The following is a 25,885-nucleotide window of genomic DNA, read 5'->3' as shown; positions in this document are numbered from 1 at the left end:
TTGCGCCCCCTGAGGCTTCCTCGTTGCGTACAGGGCGGCCATCTGCGCAGTTGCGCGCAGGAGCCGACCATGAGCCGGGACTCTGTCGCCGCTGGCGCGCTCTCATCCTGCTCGACCTGGTCTGCGGTCTCGATCACCCTGCTCCATGGACGCGGTGGTGCGGGTGCCCGTGGGCCTCCCCCGTCACCGGGCTCAGCAGCTTTCCAACGGTCGTCGGTGAACTTCCTCCCGCGGCGGGAACACACAGGACGGCGGGCCTGCCGCCACGAGATCCGTAGTCGGCGCACGTCCAAGTCACATAGGACTGGCTCCCGTTCCCGCCGCTGGCAGTGGTCCGATCGCGCCCTCCCGTTGTTCGGCGTATGAGGGGCGCGTGGAGGTGTTGCATGGCCGGTTCTCACCCCGAGCGCCGGGTCATCATGCTGCGTGTTGAAGTGCGCCAGCGTGTGTGCGCGTCCAGGGTCAACAGCATGTTCAGAAAGCTACGAACGTTGCTGCTGCCGTTGGTGCTGATCCTGGCCGCCGTGGGGCCGGTACAGGCCGCGCCAGCCGAACTGCCGGGTGAGAAGTCGAATTTCGTTGTCTCCACGGGGTATCTGAAGGGCGCGTCCCCGAGGAACTGGGTGCGCCTGGGCTGGTACCGGTTCGATGCAGCCTCCGGCACGGTGTCGGCGAGCACCTACTTCTGGAGTCAGCGGAATCCGGCTGAGCGGGTCCCCTCGGGTACTACTCCGGGCGCCGACTGTGCTCCCGGCGAGAAAGCCAGCCCTCCAGGGGTGCGCAGGTGCCCGGTCATGACCGTTAAGGGCTTCCGCGACACCGCCACGGAGTCGAGGAAGGGTGTTTACCGGCTGGCGACCGAACCGGTCAACGGCAAGCAGGCCCGAACGGTGTGGATCAAGTGGGAGGCAGCTACTCCGTGGACGGAGAAGTGGAGGGTGCGGTCGGAGCGGGGAATCGCACGCCTGGAGTTCGTGTACTCGACGAAAGCGAGTTCGGGATTCGGTTACGGGAGCAATGCCCCGTTCTCCGAGCGCCGGGCGATGGAGACGGTACAAAACCACGAGCGGCGGATCGAGCTTGAGATGGACTCCTGGGAACATGGCAAGTTCACGCTGGGGACAACGGGCAAGTTCGAGCCTCAGCGATTCACCGTATGCGATGGCAGGGCTTCGTACTGCATGACACGTCTTCAACCCTCATCGGCGAAGTGCCGGAAGGGATGCGCAAAGGGGACGACGAACACGTCCCTCCAGTACTACCTCACGCGGGTGGGCGTGCACGATCGCCGCGACACGTACTGGCACTGGTGCACCTGCCTGGCTCCGAAGCCCACTTCCACGTGCTACGAGGGCAACTCTCATGTGAAGCCGATGCTGCAGGTCATTGACGACTCCAACGCCTTCCGGGGTTGGGTTGGTGTCGAGGCGTCCTTCTCCACGGTCGGCAAGAGGGACGACGACATGCTCGGCGTCTTCCGGATGACGGACGTGTGACGAGGCCGGGGTGGCACGCGCTCGGCAGGCGTGTGCCACCCCGGCCCGCCAGCATCGACTGCGGGCGACGGTGCCCACCCCGCTCAGCGCCCTCACCCACCTACGACGCCATCTCCAGGCGAAAAGGCACCAGATGCACGCGGCGCGCGACGGAACGCTCACAGACTTCGTGTTCGACAACCGGCTGCCTGGACCCGACCGCCGAAGGCCCGCCGCGGCAGCAGGCGGGCCGAGACCGCCCCCACCTGGGCACCGGACTCCGTCATGACGCCGCTCGGAAGCGGAGCACTCAATTGCGCAACGCTCGCAGATCGATCTGGCACTTGTACGTGGCCTGGAAAACACCCGTTCGGGGACTCTTCAGGTACACGGTGTACCAATGCCCTCGATGTCGTACAGGTCGTGTTCTTCTGCTGTCAGTGGGCTGCCGGCTGCCTGGCACAGGGCTTGTACAGCGGCGGGTACATCGGTGCTCCAGCGCCGGAGTGCGAAGTCGGACGTGGTGGCGAGGAATCCCCTTGAATCGTTGGTGAGGACGCCCAGTCCGGTTGCTCCCTCGACGGCGGCGTTCTGCATCGGGCGGTGCGGGTCATCCAGGTTCCATACGCGGGTTGGGCCGGGAGAGGTGCCGCTGGTGGTCAGCAGGTGTTTCCCGGATGCGTCGAGGTCGACCTGCCAGACCGTGCCTTTGTGCCCCCGTAGGGGAGGCAGCGCTACCGGAGCGGAGGGATGCGAGAGGTCCCACAGGTAGACGAGTTGGTCGTAGGAGCCTGCTGCGAGTGTGTGCCTGTCGGCGGCGTAGGCGAGGCTGGCCGCGCTCGGGGCGTCAGGGAGACGCAGGACGCGGTGGGGTGCGTGCGGTGTGTCGATGTCCCACAACTGGACGCCTGCTTTTTGGGTGCCGACGACGAGCACGCCGGTCGCGTCAAGGAATACGAGCGATGTCACGCTCTGAAGGGGAAGGATCGTGTGCGGGTCCGGAGCGGCAGGGTTGGAGATGTCCCAGACGACGAGGGCACCTACACCATTGGCGCCAGTGACGAGGGTCTTTCCGTCGGGACTGAACGCGACGTCGTTGATGTGGTTCTCGCGGTGCGCGCGGCCATAGCCCAACCATCTCGGCTGCGTGGGGTCGGCGACATTCCACAGGCACATGGCGGTCCATGTCGATGGGTCGTTCGTGTCGGAGTTCTCGGGGGCGCGCGTGGTGAGGGCGATTCTGCGTCCGTTGGAGCTGAATGCGGCGCCGCTGAGGGGGAGTCCCTTGCAGGTGAGGGGTGCGCCGATCGGGAGCGGCGCCTGGGTGCCGGAGATACGCCATAGACGCGCGGTGCCATCCGTGCTCGTGGTGATCGTCAGTTTGCGGTTCGGGCTGGTTTTCGGTCTGTTCAGTGCTTCGCTGTGTCCGGCCAGCGGGGGGAGCGGGTGCCAGAGGCGGCTGCCTCCGGTGCGTGTTCCGACGATGAGAGCGTCACTGCGCGGGCCGAACCTGAGACGCACGACGCGGTCGGGTTGGTCGAGCGTCAGGCGTAGCGTCGTCTCCCAGCTCCTTTTGCTCCAGACATCGCTTACATCCCATACCCGCGCGTGGGCGTCGATGTCGCCCATGGCCAGCGCGGTCCCGTCGGCGCTGAACGCAAGATCGGTCACCATGCTGGGAGACGTGTAGAGCTCTTGCGGTGCGGTAGGCGCGCTGGTCCGCGTCAAATGCGAGAGGAGGACGAATTGGTCCGCGCCAAGAGCCAAGGTACGGGCGTCGGGGGCGAGCGCGACCGTTTCGACGTCCTGCTTCCGCTTCGTCCGTGGTACGGAGCGGGATCGTGGCGCATCAGGGGCGGTGACGTTCCACACTAGGACCCGGTAGTTGACGTCCACGGTGGCCAGGGTGCGGCCGTCACGGCTCACGGACAGGTCGAGGATCTGGGCGTCGTATGCCTGCCATGTGCGCAGTCGTTCCGGATGGCGCGGGTTCGAGGTGTTCCACAATGCCAGTTGGCCCTGGTCGTTTCCGATGACCAGACGGCTGCCGTCTGCGCTGAACTCCAGGGCCACGACGCGGCCCTTGCCGTTGCTCAGGTCGGGCAGACGCGGCGGCCGACTTGTACCGCGCAAGTCCTTGAGATCCCACAGCCGTACCGGATCATCACCCGCGGCGACGGCCAGCACGTGGCGTGGATGCACCGCGACTTGGTTGATCTCCCTCTTCGCCGCTGTCATGGTCACCGGGCGGTGCGACTGTTGCTCCTGCGTACTCCACACCCGCACATCTCCCCGTGCGGTCCCCTCCGCGAGGATCCGCCCGTCAGGGCTGCTGTTCCACGCGGTCACCTCGGTCAGGCCGCCGGTCACGTAACGGGTGGCGTACGGCGGAGCCGACGAGCCGATCAGCGCGCCGTGCGCCTGCGGGGTGTGCTCCACCTGGAATCCGGCCAGGGCGAGGTGTGCCGCGAGCGCGGGATCTCTCGGCCGTACGGCATCGGCCTCGGTGCTCAGCCGGGCGGAGACCGCCCTGTCGGCCTGGAGGTCGGCCTCGCGTTTGCCGTCAACGGCAAACCCGGCCGCGACCAGGGCGGTCAGGGCGAGGGCCGCCATGACCGCCATCAGCTGCCGCATGCGCCGGGTACCGCGCCGCTGGTGCCGATGGCTCGCCTCGAGGAAGGCACACTCCAAGGTCCCGGCCCGGCCGGAGCGGACGTCGTGCCACTCGCCGGCCGCCGCGAGTCTGGTCCCGCGGTAGAGATGGCTGCCGTCACGACCCGCGGCTTGCCAGGCGGTGGCGTCGTCCGTGAGCCGCTGGCGTACCAGGAGCCCGACCCGGTTGGCATTGATCCACTCCCGCAGCCGGGGCCAGGATCGCAGTAGCGCCTCGTGGCTGATCTCGACGTGCTCGGCGTCGGCGGTCAGCAGCCGGGAGCGGGTGAATTCTTCGACCACGGCTTCGGCTCGCTCGTCGGCAGCCAGTTCGCTCCGGTCCGCGCGGCGACGGGTGTCGTCCGTGCCCTCGCCGATGCGGACCAGGCTCAATAGCACCGGGCGGGCGGCCTCCTGCTCCTCCGGGGCGAGTCGGCTGTAGGCGCGCTCGGCCGTCGCGGCGACGGCACCGTGCACCCCGCCGGTGCGCTCGTACCCGGCAACAGTGAGAACGCCGTCGTCACGGTGCTGCCAGGTGGAGCGCAGGGTATGGGACAGCAGGGGCAGGACACCGGCTTCGCCCGCATGGTCTCCCAGGTCCCGCAGCAGGACCTCCGCCAGGCCCGGCTCCAGGGTCAGTCCGGCCACGGCGGCTGGCTCAGTGATCGCCTGGCGGAGTTCGGCGCGGGTCATCGGGCCCAGGGGCAGCGAGCGGGTCCGCAGCGCAGCGCGCAGCTGGGGGTGGGCCAGGCAGTATCCGTAGAAGTCGGCGCGCACACCGGCCACCACAGGAAGGCCGGCCTGGGCGAGCCGGCACAGTTCGTCGGTGAAAGCGTCCCGCTCGGCCTCATCGCCACAGAGTGTGAACAGTTCCTCGAACTGGTCCACGATCACCAGCGCATGGGTGTCCAGCGGCCTGCGCTCGTCGTGGGTGCGAAGCTCCGCCATAGGCCGGGCTGTCGGCGTCAGGTAGAGCACGGCTGGGGTTCCCGGCTGTCGCCCCGGCAGGCCGCCGCGTGCCGCCGCCGGGGCCAGCCCGGCCCGCAAGAGGGAGGACTTGCCCGCCCCCGACGGGCCGATGACCACCACCGGACGTCCGTCCGTACTCCGGTCCCCCAACAGGCACACAAGCTCCGCGGCCGCCCGCTCCCTGCCGAAGAACCAGCGTTCATCGTCCATCCCGAACGGCGCCAGCCCCGGATACGGGCACAGCTGGGGGCCGGCTGCCGCGAGCGCGAGCAGCACGCCCCTCGCGCCGAGTGCACGGTCGCAGGCGCGGGCGAACTCCTCACTGGGCCGCTTCTGCTCGTTCTCCACCCGGTTGATGTGCCCCTTGGTGTAGTTCACCCTCCCGGCGAGCTCTGTCAGCGACCAGCCCTCGGCCTCGCGTCTGCGGCGTAGCTCCGGCCCGAACCGCGCCTCCTGCTCGTGCTCCTCCGGCCACACACGCGCCCCCTTCTCACCCGGACCCACAAGGCAGCACATCGTAGCCACGCAACTACCCAAAGCTAAAACCGCAGGTCGCCGTGGGTTGTCCAGAGCCTGAACAGGGCGGCCCCGGACAACGGGTTCCCGCACGGACCCCGCTGGACGAAACATCCCAGCAGCGGGCACCACTGCCCACCGGGCCCAGGCCCGTCACTCGCTTCCCCAGGAGGAACACACCATGCGCAAGCGCATCCTCACCGCCGCACTCGCACTCACCGCGACAGGCGCCCTCGCCATCCCCGCCGGAGCCGTCGCCCTTACCTCACCGGTCTCCACCCACGTCGCGGCGAGCGCATCGGCAGCCACACGGCCGACGGGTACGACCCCGCTCTCCTTCTCCTTCATCTACCGGCTCGACTCGTCCAAGTGGCACCAGAACGCCGGGCGGACCTCCCTGGCCCTGGGCTCCTGCACCGCGGGCACCGGACGGACCTTCGCCGTCACCCTGTGGGAGGACGGCTGGTTCGGTGACACCAACCACGGCTCACGCACGCTGACCTGCAAGCGCGGCAGCTCCGCCGTCTGGAACGCTCCCAGCAAGGGCGACTACTACCTCTCCTTCACCAAGGCGGACGACGGAGTCAAGATCGCCGGAACCGCAGTCCGTACGACGCCCTGACCCAGCGCCCGCACGACGTCGGCGCCCGCACCCGGCCCAGCCCCGGCTGCCAACCAATCGCAGGCCGCATCAAAAGCGGGCGCCGACCGGCCCGGCATTCCCACCCTCTGCCACGAAACGAGGTACACCCATGCCGAAAAACACCAGCCACCCGCCGACACTGGCCAGAGCCGCCCTCCTGACCACCACGGCCGCTGTCCTTGCCCTGTCCCCGACGATCGCTGACGCGCGTACCACCACCCCGGCGGCCGTCGGGCGCGACGCATCATCCCAAGTGGGGGCGCCCGCCGGCGAGCGCCAGCAGATCGTCGACCGCGCCGTCAGCGCCCTGGCCACACCCAAGAAGTTCCGTCTCACCCGGGGCGGCACGATCTACACCAGCACCCCCGCATCCGGCTACAACTACCTGGGCCGGGGCGGCAGCAACGCCAACCTCAACGTGTACAACGGCTACAGAGGGCTCCCCTGGTGCGGCCACTTCGCCGCCGCCATGTGGAAGCATCGGAACGTCCCTCGCAACTACTGGAGTTCGCAGGCGTGGCGCACCGGCCTGGGCGACCGTTTCCACGCCTACTCACCCAACCGGCTCCCCCAGCCCGGAGACGTACTGGTGTGGACCAACAACGGTGACAGCGCCCACGGCCACGTCGGCGTCGTTGTAGCCGTCGCCGGACGCACCGTCACCACCATCGAGGGCAACGTCAATCCCTACCGGGACAGCATCGCCCGCAAGTCCTATCAGTGGACCGGATCCGGCCCCGCGATGTCCGGAAAGACCTTCCGCGGGTTTGCCTCCCACCCCTGAGTCCGCTCTGGCCCCGGCCAGTCCCGCCGAGGGCCGCCGGCAGCGTGGCGGCCCTCGGCCCTCTGCTCTTTCTGACCCACCACACTCAACCCCACCGAGAACGCGAGCCCATGAGTCCCACAGTCCCCAGCTTCCGCCATCTCCGTCTCTGCCTCTCCGGAACCGCCGTACCAGCGGCATTCGCCCTGGCGGTGATCCTCGTCGCTGCCAGGCGGCCCGGCAACGGACGTCACCGCCGCGCCGATGCCACCGCCCGAAGCCGGAACAACGAGCGGCCCCCTGCCCCAGGCGGGCTCGTCGGAAAGGAGCAGGCATAACACCAACGAGCCCCGCTTCGCCTGCTGCCGCCCCTACCGCGTGGCCAGCGCGCCGGCCACGCGCAGCAGCTCGTGCAGCCCGGAGCCGGCGTACAGAGGAAGATGGGCACCGTGAACGACGACCCCGGCTACATCGCATCGGTGCTGCGAGCGAGGTACAGGCGACGCCTGCCGTCCAGCCTCGACGAGCTGACCGGGCCCGAGCACGGGATGGTGGACCTGCCGCTGCACATCGCGTGGTCCGGACTGCGCGTCCTCGATCTGGACCGGCCGCGCCAGCGTATGAGCCTGTACAGAACCGTGCTCGCCGAAGGCATGCATGACGACCTATGCCACTTCCTCAACAAAGGCATCCTGCTTGAGCTGTGGCCCGTGCTCCACAAGCTCATCAGCACGGCCATCAAAGACGTCTGGGAAGATGCATTCCCCGAGCTGCGACCATGATCAATATCGCGCACACCGTGCTAGTGCTGCCCCAGCACATGATCTGCTGCAGTCGTTGTCCTGCCGACTGGCGCAGCTGCGCGCGCCGCGGCCCAGGCCGATCTCTGACGAAGTGCCGCTGAGAGGGACTGTCAAACGAGCGGCCCTGTCTCACATTCGGTGGTGACGGAGGGTGTCGCTATCCGAGGAGGATGCGGTGGCGGAGGAGGGTGAAGCCTGCTCGTCCGTGCATCTGGCGGGCGATCCGCTTGGTCTTGGTGTTGACGCCCTCGGTGGGGCCGTTGCTGTAGCGGAGTGTGAACGCGGCGATCACGGCGTCGAGGTCTCGCTCCAGCCCTCGGGTGAAGGCATGCAGGTGCGGCAGATCGGCAGTGCGGACCTGGGTGATCCAGAGCTCGAGCGCGTCGGCATTGTCTGGGTGAGGCTTCAGGAGCTGGGCGAAGTCCCTGACGCAGACGGCGAGTTGGGTCATCTCGGGGCAGGCCGCGATGAGCCGGTCCAGTAGGTGCTGATGTTCGGCCTTGAGGTTGTCGGGCATGGTGAGGAGCATGCGGGCGAGTCTGCGCGGGGAGATGTGGCTGCGGTCGGCGTCCGCGCGGCCTTGGTTGATGTACTTGTGCAAGAGGTTGAGGCAGCCGGTGAACCCTTGGTCTTTGATCTCTTCGAAGAGGTGCTTGACCGGGACGGCGGGGTCTTCGGCCCGGCGTTTGCGCAGGTGCTCGCGGTAGGGGTCGACAAGGCTCGCGCGGTATTTGGGGACGCGGAGCATCCGCTCGGGCCGATCGGCGCGGGCGTAGCGTTTGACGGTGTTCAGGGCCAGTTGCAGACGGCGGGCGCATTCGAGCAGGCCCACGCCCTGGTCGAGCAGGTCGTGGATCTGGTGCCAGCGTTCCAGGGGTGGTCTGTGCACGGGGGCCGTCGTAGAGGGGCGCGTCCAGGACGGTGGCCCAGCAGGTGCTGTGCGCCTTGACCTCGCTCAGCGCGGCTTCGCACAGGTTGTGCCACAAATGCCAGCGATCACCAACCTGCACCGCGTCGGGCAGAGCACGGCGGATGGCCTCGGCGTAAGTCGCGGAGCCGTCGCGGCAGACGACCTCGACGCCCCGATGAGCGCGTACCCATGCTTCCAGTGTGTCGGCCGTGCGGTCGGGCAACACGTCGATCCGCTCGTGGGTCTCGGCATCGATGATCACGGTGGCATAGCGGTGGCGCCGGCGCAGAGCGAAGTCGTCGACGCCGATCACGCGGGGTATTCGGCCGGTGGGCAGTGGGATACGCAGCAGTGTCCGAAGGGCGGTGTGCCGCGAGATGCCCACCGCGAGTATCGCCAGCAAACGAGCCCCGGCCCGGCCCGCTAACTCCTTGACCACGGCCTTGACTTGCCTGGTCAGACGGGCCGTACGTCGCTGGTATCGCTCCAGTACCCCAGGCACCTGCTCACGGAAGGTGTGCCGACAACCTTGCGTGGGACACACCAGCCGCCGCACCCGCACACGGACTACTGCCCGTCGCCCGTCTACCGGTACGTCGGCCACCGTCCGCAGGTGAAAGCCATGCACCCGCCTGGACGGCGCCCCGCAACTCGGGCACGGCACCATGTCCGTCGGCGTCCGTGCTCGCACCAGGATCCGCTCGCCTTCGTCGGTCACGTCCTCGATGACCAGCGGTAACAGCCCCGAGAACACCACATCTACAAGCTCGTTGACATCTCGCACGTAAATGTCAACGACCTTGGCAACCCTCCGTCACCACCGAATGTGAGACAGGGCCAAACGAGCGGTGTAACTGGGGTAGTTGAGGCTACTGACGGGCCGCCGACAGGCGGCCATCGAAGGTGACGTCGAAGGCGTTCAGCGCGGTCTTCCAGCGCATGGTCCAGCGGGTCTGACCTTTGCCGGTGGGATCGAGCGACATGATCGCCATGTAGACGCATTTCAACGCGGCCTGCTCGTTGGGGAAGTGTCCGCGGGCCTTGACCGCCCGGCGGATCCGCGCGTTCACAGACTCGATCGCGTTCGTCGTGCAGACGATGCGGCGGATCTCGGTGTCGAACCGCAGGAACGGGGTGAACTCCTCCCAGGCGTTCTCCCACAGCTTCACGATCGCCGGATACTTCCGGCCCCAGGCATCGGCGAACTCGGCGAACCGCTCCAGGGCCGCCTCTTCGGTGGAAGTGGTGTAGACGGGCTTGAGAAGCTTGGCGATCCTGTCCCAGTCCTGGCGGGCGGCATAGCGGAAGGAGTTCCGCAGCAGGTGCACCACGCAGGTCTGCACAATCGTCTGCGGCCAGACGGTCTCCACCGCCTCGGGCAGGCCCTTGAGCCCGTCGCAGACGAGCATGAGGACGTCGCTGACGCCGCGGTTCTTGATCTCGGTGAGGATGTGCAGCCAGTGCTTGGCGCCCTCGCCGCCGTCGCCCGCCCACAGCCCCAGGATCTCCCGCCGGCCCTCGGTGGTGACGGCCAGGGCCACGTAGACGGGCCGGTTGGCGACCGCGCCGTCACGGATCTTCACGTGGATGGCGTCAATGAAGACGACCGGATAGACGGCGTCGAGCGGTCGGCTCTGCCATTCGGCTATGCCCTCCAGGACCTTGATGCTCCTATCGTTGGTCAAGTGGCGGCGAGCCAGCTGCGATAGGTGTCGGCGAACGCATCGTCACGGCGAAGTCCGCGTTCGATGTTGGAGATAACGGCGGGCCAGACTCTCAAGTGGTTCGCCGCGGCGGTCAGTGTGATGTTCTTGGCCTGCCGGGCGGCCCGGAGATCCGCGATCTCCGGGACCTCGCCCATCGTGGTCAGGAGGCGGAAGATCTCACGGGCGATGGCGCGTTTGAGGAGCCGGATGATCTCTTTCTTCGTCCGGCCGGCATCGACCTGACGCGCCACGTAGTCACGGGTGCGCTGATCACGGCGCATGCGGCAGAGCGCGATGCGATAGAGGGCTCCGTTCGCAGCGCGGTCACCGCCGCGCGAGAGCCGGTGACGGTTGGTCTTGCCGCTGGAGGCTGGCACGGGTGCGGCCCCGCATAGCGCGGCGAAGGAAGCCTCGGTGCGCAGGCGCGCGGGATTGTCACCGCCGGTGATCAGCAGCTGCGCGGCGGTGTCCGGGCCGACGCCGAAGGCGGCGCGCAAGCCAGGGTTGAACCGCGTGACCAGGACATCCAACTCTGCGGTCAGAGCAGCGTGTTCGGTGGTCAGGTTCTTGACGCGTTGCGCGAGCGAGCGCAGGGCGGTCAGGATCGGGTCACCGCCGATGCGGAGGCGGACCAGGGCGTCGATGCGCCGGTCGCCCCGCAGCGCCTCGTACTTGGCGCGGATGCTCTCGGGCGCGCTGATCAGGATGTGCCCGATCTGGTTCAGCGCCGCGGTACGGGCTTTGACCGCGGATCGTGCCGCGTTGTGCAAAGCCCGGATTCCGGCGACGGCATCGCCCTTGGGGACGCTACTGGCCCGCCCGGAGACCACCGCACGGGCGGCGGCGTAGGCATCGATGGGATCGGACTTGCCGATCCGGCGGCGCTCGGCCTTGTCCGGCCGGTTGACCTCGACCACGGTCAGGTCGACCTCGCGGGCCGCGCGGGTGAAGCCCGCCCCGTAGGAGGACGTGCCCTCCACACCGATGGCGGAAACGGTGCCGTGAGAGGCCAGGAAGGCCAGAGCAGCCCTGTATCCAGCGGCGGTTGTGGGGAACTCGGCGTCGGCGAGCTGCCCGCCGCGGTCGGTCACCACGGCGACGTGAACAGTGTCGGCGTGGGAGTCCACGCCGCCGATCACCACATGTTCGACGACGACTTCGGTATCCGTTCCTGTCATGCTGAAGATGCCTTCCTGACCGGAGGTGGCTCCGGCCGGGCGGGGCAGACAGGACAGTCAGGGGGCCTCTGGCCAGGCTCCTATGAGGTCATGATCCACCCGGCCGGGGCCTCGGAACGGGCCCTGGCAGCCGGACAGATCAAAGCAAGGACAGTCCAGCAGGACGTCAGTCAGTGATCGAGTCACGGCTACCGGGACCCGCATATCACTATGACTGTCGGTGATGGTGGAGATGGTCTGGCGGGACACTTCGGCGCCATAGACCTCGGCCAGGTGGGCCTGGACCTCGCCGGTGGTCAAGCCCTTCGCGGCCAGCGAGATGACCATCTCGTCGACGCCGGTCAGGCGCTTCTGCCGCTTCTTGACGATCTTCGGTTCGAAGGAGCCGTCGCGGTCGCGGGGCACGGTTATCTCCACCGGGCCCACGTCGGTCAGCACGGTCTTGGAGCGTTTGCCGTTGCGGGAGTTGCCGCCGTCCTTGCCCGCCGGATCGTGCTTGTCATAGCCGAGGTGGTCGGTGATCTCGCCCTCCAGGGCGGACTCCAGCAGCCGCCTGGTCAGCTGCTGCAGCAGCCCGCCCTCGCCGGTCAGCTGCAGGCCCTCGGCCTGGGCCTGGCTCACCAGCTCGTCGATCAACTGGTCGTCCACGGCCTTTGCCGACACAGCCGCTGCCGACTCGACAGGCTCCTGCGCGGCCACGTTCTCACTGGTCATCGATGCATCTTCCATGATCGGGAGTTACACCGAACGTCTTACAGTCCCGAGGGGAGCAGGGCGCCATTCTCGTGCCCGTGTCGTTGAGCAGGTCGCGGTGCGGAATGTCATCTGTCCCGTAGCCGTAGCGGGTGGTCAGCAGCTGCTTGAACGCAGCTGGGTTGGGGGGTGTTCATGGCAGTACCCGGTTTCCAACGGTGTTTGCCGACGGCTAGCACGGCCAGGTCCATCTGTGCGCGCAGGCTGGCGGGGGTGAAGGCATCCAGGGGAAGTGGAGTTGCGTAGCCGCTTTCCGGTGTCTGGAAGAAGCGGGCGAGATAGTCCGGCGGAATGCTGCCCGGGCTGAGGTGTTCCAGTCGCAGGTTGACGGCGATGTTGGCCATGGCATGGCCAACAGGATGTGCACGGTGCTCTGGTCCCCGTCGTATTTCGCGGGATCCTGCGGAGGCGCACCACTGAGCACCGTCAAGGACCACAAGAGCGGCCGGCCTGAGCGTCACCCCGCAGACGCAGAGAACTCCGGCGCTTCGCGCCTCCGGGCCGAGGATCGCATTCCCGCCCGGCCTGAAGGCCGGGATCCCTGCGAGGAACAAGGATGGCCGCATTGTGCCGTACTGCATCCTGGGCTCACGTTCAGGGCTCCTGGTGGGAGCACGCCCGCAGAGGCGCTCCGCCCGAGTGCCAGACGCGGGTCAGCGGTCGCCGGATGGCCGGACGAGCCGTGCCAGCTCTCTGCATACCTGCTGTGCCTGCTCGGTTCCGAGTTTGTCGAAGAGTGTGCGGGCGATGGATTCCGGGTCGGTCAGCGGGATGGTGGTTCGCGGGCTGCGCCATCCGGCCTCGACGGCTGCGGTGTACGGCTTCATCCGCCCTGCGGTGACCTCTTGCAGAAGGTCGGGGCGGTCTTTGGCGAGCTTGCGCATGATGGCCTCGACCTGGTTCCCGTTGGGACGCTGCTTGCGCGGGGCAGGCAGGGTGCCCTCCTCACCGGGGCCGGGGGCAGGGCAGCCGGAATAATTGTGGACATCGTCCGCCTTTTTCGGCCTGCCGCGGTCACGTGGCGGCGTCAGCTCGTAGAAGACGGCCAGGAGGTCGGGACGTGGCCCGATGAGTCGTTCAACGATCCCGAGATCGGCGCCCAGGCCTTGCAGGGGCAGGGTCTCCACGAAGTCGGCGAACTCACTGCGCTCATAGGTGATGTGGTCACCGAGGCGGGTGACGAAGTCCATCCAGCCACCGGTGAGCAGCAGTTGCTCTAGCAGTTTGGGAACGGTCCCCAGGGACGTGGCCCCCGAACGCAGCGAGGATCCGAGGGAGGCGACGAGCTGGCCCCGTTCTTTGAGCTCACCTGGCACGTGGGGCTGTGCGTCGCGGGGCGTCACGAGCTGCTTCCTTTTTGATCTCTATGGCCAGGTGGTCGCGGATCCGCTTGAGCGTAGAGGTCGGTACGTGTGCCCTCGTGCCGAAGCGCTGCGCCAGATCGATATTGATCAGTTTTTGCTGCTTTCCGCGTTCTTCAGAGCCGTCGTTGCCGGTGGGGCGGCAGCGCATGCGGGCCAGCTTTTTGACGTTCCGGTCGATGTCCGACCGGAGCATGTCCTTCTTCTTGTAGGCAGGCATCACCGCTGGCGAGAGCTCGGCGGGCGGCGTCGAGGTGCTGGTCCGGGACTGTTCAACGAGCAAGGTCGCGATGCTGCGGGCGTAGGTGGTGGGAATGTTGAGGTCCAGACATACCTGGTGTCCGGGCAGGTAGACCTCGGAGGGCTGTCCGATGCCCCGGCGGTCGGAGCGGTGAAACGCTGCAGAGCCGGCTTCCAGGATGACCGTTCCGGGGGCCTGCGGCTCGGGCGCGTCCACGAGAGGGTTGCCCTCCAGGTCAAAGAGTTCGGTCTGCTCGGCCTGAGGGCAGGCGAGGCCGTCCTGGCGCTGGTGCGGGATGTCTGCGGGCTGCTGGGGGCTGGGATGGTAAGGGGCGTCGTCGGCGTCGAGTTCGTCGTCGTCGAACCGGCTGAGCTGGTCGCGCAGTTCCTGTTCGATTTCGGTGCTGAGCTCCATCAGGACCGATACGGCCGGGATGATGATGTGGGCGTCGAGGGACGGCTGGCACTGTGGGCGGACCCGGACGAAGCGCCCCACGAATTGGCGGAAGAAGAGCGGTGTTTTCCAGCGGCTGAGGTAGCAGCCGACCATCAGGCGGGGGACGTCGACGCCTTCGGAGACCATGCGGATGGCGACCAGCCACATCTGCGAGCCGTCATGGCGGAAGGCGTCGAGTTTGGTGACGGCTTTGTCGTCCTCGCTGATGACCACGGTGGGTTTCTGTCCGGTGATACGGGCCAGGTGCTCGGCGATGGCTTCCGCCGTCTTCGCACTGTCGGTGACCACCAGCCCTCCGGCGTCGGGGACGTCCTTTCGCCGGTCGAGGAGCAGATGGTGTGCCTTCTCCAGCAGCATCGGAGTCCATTGCCGCTCAGGGTCGAACACGGCGTCGAACATCTTGCCGAGCGCGCGGCCCTTGCCGGTGTCTTTGAGGGACTTGGTGACCTCGGTGGCGTTGTCGAGGAAGCGAGCCTGTCCGTCGTAAGCCTGGATCTCCACGGCCCGACACACCATGTCGGCGACTGCGTTGCCGTACTCGTAGGCGAAGTCGACCTTCACTCGTCCGGTCTCGGGATCGTATGCGCACCAGGGGATGGGACAGTCGTCGGAACGCCACGGTGTGCCGGTGAGCATGAGAATGTTCTCGGCCTGGGCCAGGGCTCGCTGGACACCGGCTCCCCACGCCTTGTTGTCGCCGAGGTGGTGGACCTCGTCCAGGATGGCCAGGGTCGGTACGGAGGAGACCGCACGGCAGGCCAGTTGGGCTCCTGTGGTGTTCATCTGGGAGTAGGTCGCGACAAAGCCATCGGCCTCGGGGTCGTTGTAGTCCGATGGCTCTTTGACGGGAAGCAGTTCGAGACCGAACTCGGAGGCGACGTCGGCCCATTGCTTGCGCAGGGAGTCGCTGGGCACGTAGACGGCGACGCGGTAGATGACTCCCAGTCGCTTGAGGGTGGCGGCCACATACAGGGCGAAGATGGTCTTGCCGGCGCCCGGCGTGAGCATGGCCAGCCATTCCCGTTTGCACCTGCGGTCCGCCATGTACTGGTCGAAGGCCTCCTGCTGGCAGGTCCGCAGTGTGGGCCAGGCCATGGTGGTACTCCCCCGGGGTCCAAGGCTGCCGCACGGGGCGGCTTGCGTGTAGTGCGGCAGACCGCGGCCGCTCATGCCAGCGGACCTCGGCAAGACATTGGCCAGACACTGCTCACGGGCGGCGCGGCAACATGGATCATCTTGGCTGCGGCGATGTCTGCGCAGCCACAGCAGGCGACTTGGTTCACCTGATCGACCGATGGTCGCCCGCGACATTGACGGCTTCACCGTCTCCCACAGCAGGACCATCCACGGGAGACCGGGCCAGCTGCTGACGACGGTCCCGGCGAGGTCGGCCACAGCATCCATCGGCTCGAGGCAGGTGATCTCGTCGCTCTTCCCGCCCACATCCAGCCGGGCCACGACGAGGCCAGTGGCGTGGTCCAACGCGGCAAGCAGCCGGATCTTCCGGCCGCCTTCGCAGACCTGCGCCAGCACGGCAACATCACCAGGGCCGACGTGCAGATGGCTGCCCGCAGCGTAAGCGTCCACGAACGCACAGTGTGGCGGCGCCTGGCAAAGGCCCCAGGCCTCCGGCTGCGCCGATAGCGTCCGGGTCTGACCAGGCAGCCTCGAAACGCCCGCCCCAACTTCCTCGTCGGAATCCTTTCGTGGATACCCTCGGCTTCAGCCGGGGGAGGAATCGAAATCCCTGCGGAGCAGGACAAGGAGAGGGAAGTTCTGCCAGGGGCAGGTCAACTCGCCTGCGGGATGGCAGCCGTGACGGCACGGGGGCGCCCGCGCTCTACACGGGCCGTCTCCAGCAGGTGCCGCCAGTGTAGGTCCTCATTCGGAATGCCCCGTTCCGCAGCAGGGACCTGGGCCGTTCCCGGTCGTCTCATTCAGGGGCCACGCCATTCCGGCTCACGATCTTGTCCTCAGGCGATGCGATGTCCGAGAGACCTGCGACGCACACAGGGTGGCTGAGCCCGGTGCGTGGCAACCGCCGGCGGTCAGGTGCTGATGGTGGCAGCGGGGTCGACGTGGTAGTTGCGGGCGTAGCCGTTCTCGGTACCGACGAGGATGTCGACGACCTCGAAGTAGCGGTCCCAGAACGGGGTTTCGCGCAGTGCGTCGATGAGGAGCTGGTAGGCGTGGTGGTCGTCCGCTTCCCAAACCCAGACGTCGGTGACGCGCGCGGAGTAGAACTCGGTGTCGTAGAAGCGTGACCGGACCCCGGTGGTCCTGGACTCGATCGTGGGAACGACCTGGGTGGTGAAGGCGTCGATCCGCTCCGGGACGGTCAGTGCGAGCCACTCCGGCGTGGTCTTGACGAGTATGAACGCGGTGACCGGCGGTTCGGTTTCCTCAACAGGCATGATGGTTGTCTCCCAAGTGGCGGGTGGTCTGACGCCGTGGGCGCCCTGTGCGATGGCGAAGGGGCTCGAGGCTTTCAGGAGAGGACGGCGGGCTTGAGGGTCTGGGCGCACCAGTGCTCGAAGGCGGTGGAACCGGCGGTCTCCGGGGTGCGCGTGACGCCGGCATCGAGGCCCTCGTCCTTGGCCCGCTTCATGTCGGCGATGCCCTGGACGAACGCCTCGTCGAGGCCGTAGCCAACGAGGGTGGTGCGCAGCTCGTCGAGCGACTGGCGTTCGTAGCGGACGGGGCGGCCGAGTTCCTCGGTCATGATGCGGGCGAGGTCATTGGGAGACAGGTCCTGCGGTCCGAGGACCGGGACGCTGCCGGTGCCCGTCCACGAGCGGTCCAGCAACAGGCCGGCAGCGACGGCCGCGATGTCGGCGACGGCGACGAGGGGCGCCTTGCGGTCGGCGTCGACGACGTCGGTGAAGACGCCCTTGTCGCGGATCGAGGCGGCCTCCTCCAGGAGGTTCTCGAAGAAGGACGGGTTGGCCAGGGCCCGGTAGGCGACGCCCGTGCCGGCCAGAAGGTCGTCCATGGCCAAAGAGGCGGTGACGAGTCCGGCGCGGCCGGCGAGCGGGGTGCCGCGGCCGAGGGCGGAGACGCCGACGACGTGGCCGACCCTGTGGGCGGTGAGCGCCCTCGCAGCGGGGCGGGTGAAGCCGGCGTAGGCGTCCTCCGGGGCGAGGGAGGCGTCCGGGGGGACGAGCCAGAAGACGGCGTCCGCGCCCTGGAAAGCCCTGTCGACCACCTCGGCGTCGCCGTGCGAGCCGGTGATCACCTCGACGCGTCCGCGTGCCGCGTCCGGCAGCCGTGCGGGATCACGCACGATCACGCGCAGTTCCTCCCCGTCGGCGGGGGCCGACTCCAGGAGCCGGGTGAGCAGGTGACGGCCGATGTTCCCGGTGGGGGCCGTGATGACGATCATGAAAACCTCAAGAGTCCGTGTCGGATCGGTACGCCCATCCTGGGGAACGCCACGGTGATGCCACAATGGGAACTTCAGCAAAGAGGTATTGCCTGAAATGGAATTATGCTGGTGAACAGCCCACATTCGGCCCTTGACGCCAACCTCGCCGTCGCACTGGACGCCCTGCTGACCGAGCAGAGCGTCACCCGCGCCGCCGCCCGCCTGCACACCTCCCCCGCCGCCATGAGCCGCACGCTCGGACGCCTGCGCCGCACCCTCCAGGACCCGCTCCTCGTACGGGCCGGACAGACCATGGTCCCCACCCCTCGCGCCCTGGCTCTGCGCGACGAAACCGCCGCAGTCGTGCGCCGCCTCGAATCGCTGCTCAGCCCCGGCGAAAGCGCCGACCCCGCCACCCTGAGCAGCACCTTCACCCTCCAGACCGCCGACCTGGTCGGTGCGGCGCTGACCCCCGGACTGCTGCACCTGGCCCGGCAGGAGGCGCCGGGCGTCTCGTTCCGGCTCCGGGCCGAGGAGTTGGAGGCCGGTCCGGCCCTCCGCGACGGCCGGATCGATCTGGAGATCGGATCCATCGACCACGTGGACCCGGAGACCCAGGTCGAAGAACTGGCCACGCTCCGGATGGTGGCGGCCGTCCGCCCCGGGCACCCCCTCGCCGAAGAAGCCCTGAACCCGGCGCGGCTCGCTGCCGCCGAACATGTCGTGGTCAGCCGACGAGGCCGGTTCACAGGCCCTCTCGACAGCGCCCTGGCCGAACGGAACCTCCACCGGCGCGTCACTGCCGTCCTTCCCAGCCACCTGGCGGCGATGGCCCTCGCGGCCCGCAGCGACGTCGTATGCCTCGTCCCCGCCGCACTCCCCGGCAACCCCGAATCACCACTCACCCACACCGCCACCGCCCTCGGCCTGCGCCTCCTCGACATACCCCTGCCGCTGCCGCCCCTGACCATCGGCATGGCCTGGCACCCCCGCCACACAGCCGACGGAGCCCACCACTGGCTCCGCAACGCTGTTCGCCGCACACTGCGCGCACCCGGGACCACCTGACGTGATCTCAGCTTGCCGTTCACCTGTCCCGCTGATCTTGGTTCGTTCCCGGGACAGCAGGGCGGCCGTTCTTCACGCTTCGAGGTGTCGAGCAACGTCGCGTGAAGGAACGGCCGCTGGTGAAGAGTCTCGCCCCTGAACAGTCCGCTGACGCCGCGTTGGGTGTCCTGTCCCACTTTCGTGTCCAGTTCTACGACTGCCTCTACACCCGGGCGGATGCGCTCTTCGAGCTGACCGACGCGGTGCTGTGCTCGGACGGCCCGGTGACGTCGCTGGTCGAGTTGACGCTCACGGCCGAGCACCGGCGTGGGCACGGGGCGATGCACGACGCGGTTAACCACGGCTGGCTGGAACCGCGCCGCCTGCGCAGGCTGCTGGCCTCCACGCCGCTGCCGCGTGCCGCTGACGGGCGGATCGTGCTCGCGGTCGACGTGAGCAACTGGCTGCGTCCCGACGCCCCCACCAGCCCGGACTTGCTGTTCTGTCACGTCTATGGGCGGGGCCGCAGCGCTGATCAGTTCATCCCCGGCTGGCCCTATTCCTTCGTCGCCGCGCTGGAGACGGGACGCACGTCCTGGACGGCCGTGCTGGACGCGATCCGGCTGGGGCCGACCGACGACGCCACCGCGGTGACCGCCACCCAGCTGTGCGAGGTGGTCACCCGGCTGGTGCACGCCGGGCAGTGGCGGCCGGGCGACGCGGACATCCTCGTCGTCATGGACACCGGCTACGACGTCACTCGCCTCGCCCATGTCCTGGCCGACCTGCCCGTCGAGCTGGTCGGCCGGCTCCGCTCGGACCGCGTCATGCTCCGGGACGCCGGCCCACGCCGCTCCACCCCACGCGGTGGACAGCCCCGCAAGCACGGCGGCGTCCTCACCTTCTCCAAGCCTGAGTCCTGGCACACCCCTGACCAGGTCACGACGTGCGCCTGGCAGAGACGCCGGCGTTCGGCGTCGCTGTCCCACTCCCTGGGCAGGAACAGCCGCCACTGAAGCGGGACGGAGGCCGCATCGGTGACCGCGTGCACGCTGACCGCCACCTGACAGTTCGCCTGCTTGCCCAGGGCCCCGCAGTACTGGTGCGCGACGGCGACCGACATCCGGCCGTCCTTGGGAAACGACACGTCTCTCCATGACTCCGGCCTTGGCCGTGGGCCGTCCGGAAAACTCAAGCGGGCAGCCGGCCGACCCTGTCAACCACGGCAGTGCGCTGGAGGAAATATATGAACTGCACCTGGTCGGGCTGGCCGTCTTTGACGATGCGCTCACCCAGGTAGTGGTGGTCGGAGGTGGCAAACACCATTTCGACGCGCCCGAGCCCTGGGTCGTGCAGTCCGACCGCGACGCCGGTCTGCCCCGCGACTTTCACTGCGGTGTCGGTCCGCTGTATGCCGAGGGTGTTGGCCGCAGCACGGAATAGGGCGGCCTGCTGAGCAGGCGGAGCGGCCCCGGCCATGTCCCGCATCAGGCTCCAGACAGCCAGGGCCTGGCTGGATCCGCCGCGCACTTGCGCCCTGACCCCCGGATCCTTTGCGAGCAAGGCGAGCAGCCTACCGGGATCGGTCGGGAGTGCGGCAAGCACAAGATAGGGGGCGTTGGCCAGGCCCTGCCGACTGCTGTAGACGGGAAGGGTTGCGGTGCCATTGATGATGTCACCACGGGACTTCTGCATGCTCGGCCGTCTGCCGTCGGCCGACTTCCAGGACTGGCTCCTGTTCTTGAGACCATTGGTGAGGAGCAGGGTCTCCCGGTACACGTATTGGTCGGGACGAGGGTGCAGGGGCTTGGCCGGCGCGACCGCGTCGGCGGCCTGGGTCAGGATCTCGGCCGCAGCCGCCGTCTGGCTGCCGGCCGGCGCGGTGAGCTGGTAGCTGATGAATCCCGCAGTCAGGGCTCCTGCCAGTGCCCCTGATATCAGCAGGCGGCGGCTGAGCAGCCTGCTGTGGCGAGTTGTCGGGTCGGCCATCTCCTCGCGCAGCCGTCGACGTCCGGCCTGGTAGGCGCGGGCAGACATAGGCGGCACGCCGTCACGGACGGAGCCGAGCTCCTCAAGATCGTCTGTGTTGTTCATCCCAGGTCCTCGGAGAGGTCGAACCGGTTCAGGATGTCCCGCAGTCGGCCGCGGGCGCGGTTGAGGCGGGAGCGGACCGTGCCGACCGGTATCCCCAAGGACTCCGCCGCCTGTTCGTACGACAACTCCGCCCACGTCACAAGCAGAACCACGTCACGCTCCTTCTGTGTCAACCGGGCCAGCGCCCCGCTCAACTGCCGAGCCCGCTCCCCCGCCGCGACTTGGAGGACCACCCCCTCGGCGTGGTCGGCAGCGACCACCGGATCTGCACCGGTACGCTCCCATGCCCGGTACTGGGCCTTCTCCCGGCGGCGATGGGTGTGCAGCACATTGGTGGCGATCCCGTACAGCCACGGCAGCGCGCTGGCCGCAGCCGGGTCGTACCGGAAGCGCGCCCGGAACGCACGCAGGAAGGTTTCCGCCGCCACGTCGTCGGCCAGCGTGATGCCGACCCGCCGCGACGCGTAGCGATGGATGGCCATGACATGCCGGTCGTAGACCACCTCGAAGTGCTCCGGGTTTTCCAGGGAGCGGATGATGACCGCACCGTCCGTCTCCCCGGCGTGCCCCCCTAGACCTGCGGCCACGGCCTCACCCGGCACAGCGGCGACTCTGATCCAGCGCGTGCATCAACTATGCCCTTCACGAAGGAGGTCCCGCCTGTCACATCCCCTTACTCACTTGGGCACCACTGAGTTCGGCCGATCGGTCCACCCGGACCACCCTTTGCCAGTTCGTTACCTGATGCTGAAAGATCAGCTGTGGGCCGGGCCGGCAAACGCGGCCAGGCGCAAGATGGTCCCCGCCGCAGCCGCAGCCGCAGCCGCAGCCGTGGTGAGACGGCCCTGACGGGTGCTCCGGAGGCTTCGGCGAGATCGGGGCAGTGTCGACGTGGTCGTGGGCATGGGTACACATGATGGCGGTCAGTCGGCGGTCTCCGACGGCACAGGCGATCGCCTCGGCGTCGTGGGCAGCGTCGATGTCGACCGCCTCGTGGTCGTCGCCGACGACCCAGACGTTGTTGTCGACGCCCCCGGGTTCCACCGTCCAGGCTGGAACGGGTCTGACGTGATCACGCGTCCGTTCGGGCGCCAGTCGTCGCCCTTGTGCATACCAGCGAAGGCGTCCAGGTCCCGGCGCCCTGGAGGTAGAGGTCGAGGAGCATGGGGAAGTCGCGGGAGGGCAGGCGGCCGCCGTACCAGGAGGACTTCAGGATTCCGCCACGGCCGAAGACGTCCAGGAGGGGCAGTTCCAGTGTCATCTCCGGGGTGGGGACGCCGACGAGGACCAAGGTGCCGGCGAGGTCGCGAGCGTAGAAGGCCTGCCGGTACGTCTTCGGGCGGCCGACGGCCTCGATGACGGTGTCGGCGCCGAAGCCGCCGGTCCACGGTGTGCGCCGTCCCCGCACAAACACGGACGGCCCGTCGGAAGCGCTACCGACGGGCCGTTCGTAGATGTCAGTGCTCAGCGAACCAGAGGATTAACCCTCACGGCTCACTTCCCGTAGTACGCGTTGTAGATCGAGATCGTAGACTTGTTGTTCTTCTTGTCGGTGATCTTCGCGTGGAACGAGATGCCCTTGCCCTTGGCCGGGTTCGTCACGCCGATCTTGCCGTTCTTGACGGTGACCTTCTTCCAGGTCTGCCCGTAGTCGTACGACACGTACACCGACAGCGACTTGAGGTTCTTGCCGGCGGCAGAACCCTGGACGGTCACCGGGATGGAGACCTTCTTGTCGGCCGGTGCCCTGCTGTCCAGTCCGACGGCCGCGTTGAAGCGGACCATCGACGCGGGCAGCACGGCGCTGGTGACTTCCTTCGAGCGGAACGTCCAGCTGGCGTCGATGCGGGTGGAGGCCGCCGCGACCTCGACGCTACGCGTGACCGAGGTGGTCAGCTTGTACGAGGCGTCGTTGGCCGGGACCTTGAAGGTCTTGTTGCCGAACAGCGGGTCGTCGTTCGAGCCGACCTTGGTTCCGTTGCGGTAGAGCGTCGTGGTGACCGACGAGAAGAGCGAGGAGCCGACGTGGTTCTTGCCGTCGGCGCACAGCGGGACCTTGCCGTAGATCTCGTTGCCTCTGCGCTGGATACCGAAGCCGGAGCCAAGACTCGGACCGAAGACCGCAGTGTTGTAGATCTTCTCGTAGCTCTTGCCTGCCTTGAAGGTCTGGCGGTCGCCGAGCGAGTAGGAGGCCCCGGTGATCGGCAAGCCATTCGGGTCGACCCCGCCATGCTGCTCGAAGCGCTGCTCCCACTTCACGCCGTCCGCGGTGGACACGTGCACCTTCCGGGTACTGGGCAGCGTCTGAGGGTCAGCGAACCCGGAGGAACGGAAGCTGCCGGGCAGCCAGCCGGTGGTCCAGACCGTGCCCTCCTTGCCGCTCGTCGAGGCGCCCAGGCCGACCTTCAGCGTGGCCAGTTCGCTCGCCTTGTAGTGCTTGGTGTAGCCGGTGGCGACCTTCTTCACCTTGCCGCCCGCGACGGAGTGGTACTCCTCGCCGTCCTTGGTCCAGTGGCTGGCCCACTGCTGGAACAGCGAACCGTCGGCGATCTCAGGACCGGCGTGCGCGGTACGGAAGTTGGCGTACGTGTCCAGCAACCAGCCGTACTCGTAGCGGTTGTTGCCTGCTTCCACCGCGTAGTCCGGCACCGCGAACCCCGACTTGGCGGCCGTGTCGGGCACGGTGATGTTCACCGGCTTCGCGGTCCGCGCGTCCACCGTGATCGTGACGCTCTTCATGATGCTTAGCTTCGGCTGGGCCACCCAGTCGGCACCCCTGGTGATGTCCCCCGGGTCGGCGAAGAACGTCGAGTCGAGGATGTATCCGCCCTTGGGCACCCGGACCTTGACAGTGCCGGACTCGTCGTAGAGAAGGAAGAAGAACGGCTTCCCCGTTGCCAGGCCGGAGACACCGTCCAGCCTGGTGTTGACGTACTTCGCAGGGTTGCCGTCGCGGTCGATCATCTTGAGCGTGACGTCGTAGGACTCGATCTCGTTCTGCACCGCCGCGGCCGTGCGCACACTCTCACCGCCGCCGGCGGCGGTCGCAGTCACGTACGCGGAGTACGCGCCGTCGAGCGTGCCGCCCAGCTTGGTGTTGACCGTGAGGTCGACGGAGGCGGTGGCGCCCGCCGGGACGGTCAGCGTCTTGGCGCCGAGCGTGAAGAAGCCGGCCGGAGCGGCCTGGCCCTTCGGGTTGGTGACCGTCACGGAGAGGCTCAGCGTGACGTCGGCCGTGCCGAGGTTCCGGTAGGTGACCTTCTCGGTGACCGGGGTGTCGTCGGTGTGCGGCCACTGCTGGATGCCGAAGCTCACGGACGACGGGTTGGCGATCACGGTCTGCTTGATGGCCTTGTCGACCTGGATGCGGCCCGAACCCTGCTGGAACGGCGTGTACTTGCCGCCCTTGGCGGAGCCGGTCAGCGCACCCTTGAGCTCGGTGTACTTCCAGTCCGGGTGCTGCTGCTTCAGGATCGCCGCGGCGCCCGCGACATGCGGGGTCGCCATCGACGTACCCGAGATGGTGACGTAGCCCGCAGGCTTCTCGCCGACCTCCTTCGCTATGACGCTGTCCTTGGCCGAGGCGGCGGTGATGGCCACGCCGGGTGCGGTCACGTCGGGCTTGATGGCGCCGTCGAGGCCCGGTCCGGTGCTGGAGAAGTCGGCCAGCTTGTCATTGTCGTCGACGGCACCCACGGTGAGCGCGGCCGCCGCGCTGCCCGGGGAGCCGACCGACTGCCCGCCCCGCTTGCCGAAGTTACCGGCAGCTATCGCGAAGAGGATGCCCTTCTCTTCGGACAACTTGTTGACCGTGGCCTCCACCGGGTCCACCTCGGGGGTGTCGCCGCTGCTCAGGCTGAGGTTGATGACGTCGGCGCCCTGTTCGGCCGCCCAGTCCATACCCGCGATGATGCCCGAGTCGTCGCCGGAGCCCGAGTCGTTGAGCACCTTGCCATTGAGCAGCTTGGCGCCCGGCGCGACACCCTTGTACTTACCGCCAGACGCAGCACCCGTACCGGCCGCGGTGGACGCGACGTGCGTACCGTGCCCGTGCTTGTCGGTCACGTCGCGGGCGGTGGAGAAGTTCTTCTCGGCGACGACCTGGTCCTTGAGGTCCGGGTGGGTCGTGTCGATGCCCGTGTCCAGCACGGCGATCTTGACACCCTTGCCGTCGTACCCGGCGGCCCAGGCCTTGTCGGCGCCGATTTGATTGACGGACTTGTCGAGGGTGGCCGTGCGGACGCCGTCGAGCCACACGTGGGCGATGCCGGGCGCGGTCTGCGCGTCACCGCTCCGGGAGTCGGTGACCGCGGACCACAGATCGGGCGCGTCGTCCTCGGGCGTCAGCACTGCGTCCGCGTCCAGGGACTTGAGGGTCCGGCGGACCTTCGTGTCACCGGCGTCACGGACGTCCGACCTCGCCGTCGCGGCCGCGCCGCGGTAGTCGACGATCAGCTTGAGGCCCTGCTTCTGGGCCTTGCGGTTGGCCGACTTGTTGAGCTCGGTGACGTCGAAGAGCCGCTGGTCGAGCTTGCCGGAGGCGATCAGCCGGGCCGCGTCGGCCGGCACGGCGAATGTGTGCCCGCCCGCGGTGCGGACCTGGACGGGTATGCCCTCGCGGCCCTTGGCCCGCTCCAGGCCGACGACGCGGCCCTTGGCGTCGACGACCACACGGTCGCCGGTGATCAGGGTGATGCGGTGCTTGGGCGTGGTCGGCACGGCCGAGTCGGCGGCCGTGGGCCTGGCCTCCGCCGACGCCGGGCTGGTCATGCCCGCTGCCAGGGCCACGGCTGCCGCCGCGGCGATCGTGGCCACGCACGCTCTTTTCACTTGTCTGCGCAAGTCTCCTCCTGGAGATGCAGGTCCGGGATGGATCCCCGTCCATCCGGCCGGTGGAACGGTGCAGGCCCGGTTGGTGCGGTCTCAATCAGCACAGCGCGGGCTCTGATTCAGA

14 protein-coding genes and 8 pseudogenes are annotated in these 25,885 nt (G+C 68.0%); 6 read left to right on the top strand and 16 right to left on the bottom strand.

Features of this window, described 5'->3' with window-relative positions:
• Window positions 1-386 precede the first annotated feature (386 nt).
• Complete coding sequence (locus OG718_RS52685; protein WP_328842889.1) at window positions 387-1,496, top strand: hypothetical protein; 1,110 nt, start codon at window positions 387-389, stop codon at window positions 1,494-1,496.
• Window positions 1,497-1,856: 360 nt separating this feature from the next.
• Here the strand turns inward: OG718_RS52685 and OG718_RS52680 are convergent, their stop codons facing one another.
• Window positions 1,857-5,573 (bottom strand): nSTAND1 domain-containing NTPase, encoded by a 3,717-nt coding sequence (locus OG718_RS52680; protein ID WP_328842890.1) that lies wholly within the window; start codon window positions 5,571-5,573, stop codon window positions 1,857-1,859.
• Window positions 5,574-5,793: 220 nt separating this feature from the next.
• Between OG718_RS52680 and OG718_RS52675 the strand changes: the two genes are divergently transcribed.
• From OG718_RS52675 to OG718_RS52665, 3 genes are all read left to right on the top strand, one after another.
• Complete coding sequence (locus tag OG718_RS52675) at window positions 5,794-6,234, top strand: hypothetical protein (protein ID WP_328842891.1); 441 nt, start codon at window positions 5,794-5,796, stop codon at window positions 6,232-6,234.
• Between the two features lie 130 nt (window positions 6,235-6,364).
• The gene (locus OG718_RS52670) at window positions 6,365-7,039 is read left to right on the top strand and encodes a CHAP domain-containing protein (protein ID WP_328842892.1); all 675 of its coding nucleotides are present in this window, start codon (window positions 6,365-6,367) and stop codon (window positions 7,037-7,039) included.
• 419 nt (window positions 7,040-7,458) lie between these two features.
• Window positions 7,459-7,800 carry a hypothetical protein gene (locus tag OG718_RS52665; RefSeq protein WP_443054863.1) on the top strand — a complete coding sequence of 114 codons (342 nt, stop codon included), beginning with the start codon at window positions 7,459-7,461 and terminating at the stop codon, window positions 7,798-7,800.
• 178 nt (window positions 7,801-7,978) lie between these two features.
• Here OG718_RS52665 and OG718_RS52660 read toward each other — a convergent pair.
• From OG718_RS52660 to OG718_RS52620, 9 genes and pseudogenes are all read right to left on the bottom strand, one after another.
• Window positions 7,979-9,521: pseudogene (locus tag OG718_RS52660) on the bottom strand (ISL3 family transposase).
• 79 nt (window positions 9,522-9,600) lie between these two features.
• Window positions 9,601-10,395: pseudogene (locus OG718_RS52655) on the bottom strand (IS256 family transposase); the annotation flags it as partial.
• A 203-nt stretch (window positions 10,396-10,598) separates the two neighbouring features.
• Window positions 10,599-11,615, bottom strand: a pseudogene (locus OG718_RS52650) (IS110 family transposase); the annotation flags it as partial.
• A gap of 213 nt (window positions 11,616-11,828) precedes the next feature.
• Window positions 11,829-12,329: pseudogene (locus OG718_RS52645) on the bottom strand (transposase); the annotation flags it as partial.
• A 107-nt stretch (window positions 12,330-12,436) separates the two neighbouring features.
• Window positions 12,437-12,712 (bottom strand): hypothetical protein, encoded by a 276-nt coding sequence (locus OG718_RS52640; protein ID WP_328842896.1) that lies wholly within the window; start codon window positions 12,710-12,712, stop codon window positions 12,437-12,439.
• A 309-nt stretch (window positions 12,713-13,021) separates the two neighbouring features.
• The gene (locus OG718_RS52635; protein ID WP_328842897.1) at window positions 13,022-13,711 is read right to left on the bottom strand and encodes a hypothetical protein; all 690 of its coding nucleotides are present in this window, start codon (window positions 13,709-13,711) and stop codon (window positions 13,022-13,024) included.
• On the bottom strand, window positions 13,674-16,013 hold the full coding sequence (locus OG718_RS52630) for a DEAD/DEAH box helicase (RefSeq protein ID WP_328842898.1): 2,340 nt from the start codon (window positions 16,011-16,013) through the stop codon (window positions 13,674-13,676). The genes OG718_RS52635 and OG718_RS52630 overlap by 38 nt, the downstream gene beginning before the upstream one ends.
• A 461-nt stretch (window positions 16,014-16,474) precedes the next feature.
• Entirely contained in the window at window positions 16,475-16,840 is a 366-nt protein-coding gene (locus OG718_RS52625) for a darcynin family protein (RefSeq protein WP_328842899.1), read from the bottom strand.
• Between the two features lie 74 nt (window positions 16,841-16,914).
• Entirely contained in the window at window positions 16,915-17,808 is an 894-nt protein-coding gene (locus tag OG718_RS52620; protein WP_328842900.1) for an NAD(P)H-binding protein, read from the bottom strand.
• Between the two features lie 105 nt (window positions 17,809-17,913).
• Between OG718_RS52620 and OG718_RS52615 the strand changes: the two genes are divergently transcribed.
• Window positions 17,914-18,858: a LysR family transcriptional regulator gene (locus OG718_RS52615; RefSeq protein WP_328842901.1), complete on the top strand. Its 945-nt coding sequence runs from the start codon at window positions 17,914-17,916 to the stop codon at window positions 18,856-18,858.
• Between the two features lie 158 nt (window positions 18,859-19,016).
• A pseudogene (locus OG718_RS52610) lies at window positions 19,017-19,790 on the top strand (transposase); the annotation flags it as partial.
• A gap of 8 nt (window positions 19,791-19,798) precedes the next feature.
• On the opposite strand, the pseudogene OG718_RS52605 reads toward OG718_RS52610, so the two are convergent.
• The 6 genes and pseudogenes from OG718_RS52605 to OG718_RS52580 form a co-directional block, all read right to left on the bottom strand.
• Window positions 19,799-19,987 (bottom strand): annotated as a pseudogene (locus tag OG718_RS52605) (transposase); the annotation flags it as partial.
• Between the two features lie 41 nt (window positions 19,988-20,028).
• Window positions 20,029-20,931 carry a CU044_5270 family protein gene (locus OG718_RS52600; protein WP_328842902.1) on the bottom strand — a complete coding sequence of 301 codons (903 nt, stop codon included), beginning with the start codon at window positions 20,929-20,931 and terminating at the stop codon, window positions 20,029-20,031.
• Window positions 20,928-21,518, bottom strand: coding sequence for an RNA polymerase sigma factor (locus OG718_RS52595; protein ID WP_328842903.1), 591 nt, complete (start codon window positions 21,516-21,518; stop codon window positions 20,928-20,930). The genes OG718_RS52600 and OG718_RS52595 overlap by 4 nt, the downstream gene beginning before the upstream one ends.
• 260 nt (window positions 21,519-21,778) lie before the next feature.
• Window positions 21,779-21,982: pseudogene (locus OG718_RS52590) on the bottom strand (MBL fold metallo-hydrolase); the annotation flags it as partial.
• A gap of 87 nt (window positions 21,983-22,069) precedes the next feature.
• Window positions 22,070-22,318: pseudogene (locus tag OG718_RS52585) on the bottom strand (zinc-binding dehydrogenase); the annotation flags it as partial.
• Between the two features lie 107 nt (window positions 22,319-22,425).
• Entirely contained in the window at window positions 22,426-25,761 is a 3,336-nt protein-coding gene (locus OG718_RS52580; RefSeq protein ID WP_328847661.1) for a S8 family peptidase, read from the bottom strand.
• Window positions 25,762-25,885 lie beyond the last annotated feature (124 nt).

The sequence above is a fragment of the Streptomyces sp. NBC_00258 genome, assembly GCF_036182465.1.
In the GTDB taxonomy this organism is placed as follows: Bacteria; Actinomycetota; Actinomycetes; order Streptomycetales; family Streptomycetaceae; genus Streptomyces.
The sequence above is the reverse complement of the archived record's forward strand: the minus strand, read 5'-3'. Positions and strand labels throughout refer to the sequence as shown.

Bases quoted from the DNA above. Each gene is read 5' to 3' on its own strand.
- OG718_RS52685 (WP_328842889.1), top strand. From the start codon at position 387: ATGGCCGGTTCTCACCCCGAGCGCCGGGTCATCATGCTGCGTGTTGAA.
- OG718_RS52675 (WP_328842891.1), top strand. From the start codon at position 5,794: ATGCGCAAGCGCATCCTCACCGCCGCACTCGCACTCACCGCGACAGGC.
- OG718_RS52670 (WP_328842892.1), top strand. From the start codon at position 6,365: ATGCCGAAAAACACCAGCCACCCGCCGACACTGGCCAGAGCCGCCCTC.
- OG718_RS52665 (WP_443054863.1), top strand. From the start codon at position 7,459: ATGGGCACCGTGAACGACGACCCCGGCTACATCGCATCGGTGCTGCGA.
- OG718_RS52640 (WP_328842896.1), bottom strand. From the start codon at position 12,712: ATGGCCAACATCGCCGTCAACCTGCGACTGGAACACCTCAGCCCGGGC.
- OG718_RS52625 (WP_328842899.1), bottom strand. From the start codon at position 16,840: ATGCCTGTTGAGGAAACCGAACCGCCGGTCACCGCGTTCATACTCGTC.
- OG718_RS52620 (WP_328842900.1), bottom strand. From the start codon at position 17,808: ATGATCGTCATCACGGCCCCCACCGGGAACATCGGCCGTCACCTGCTC.
- OG718_RS52615 (WP_328842901.1), top strand. From the start codon at position 17,914: ATGCTGGTGAACAGCCCACATTCGGCCCTTGACGCCAACCTCGCCGTC.
- OG718_RS52600 (WP_328842902.1), bottom strand. From the start codon at position 20,931: ATGAACAACACAGACGATCTTGAGGAGCTCGGCTCCGTCCGTGACGGC.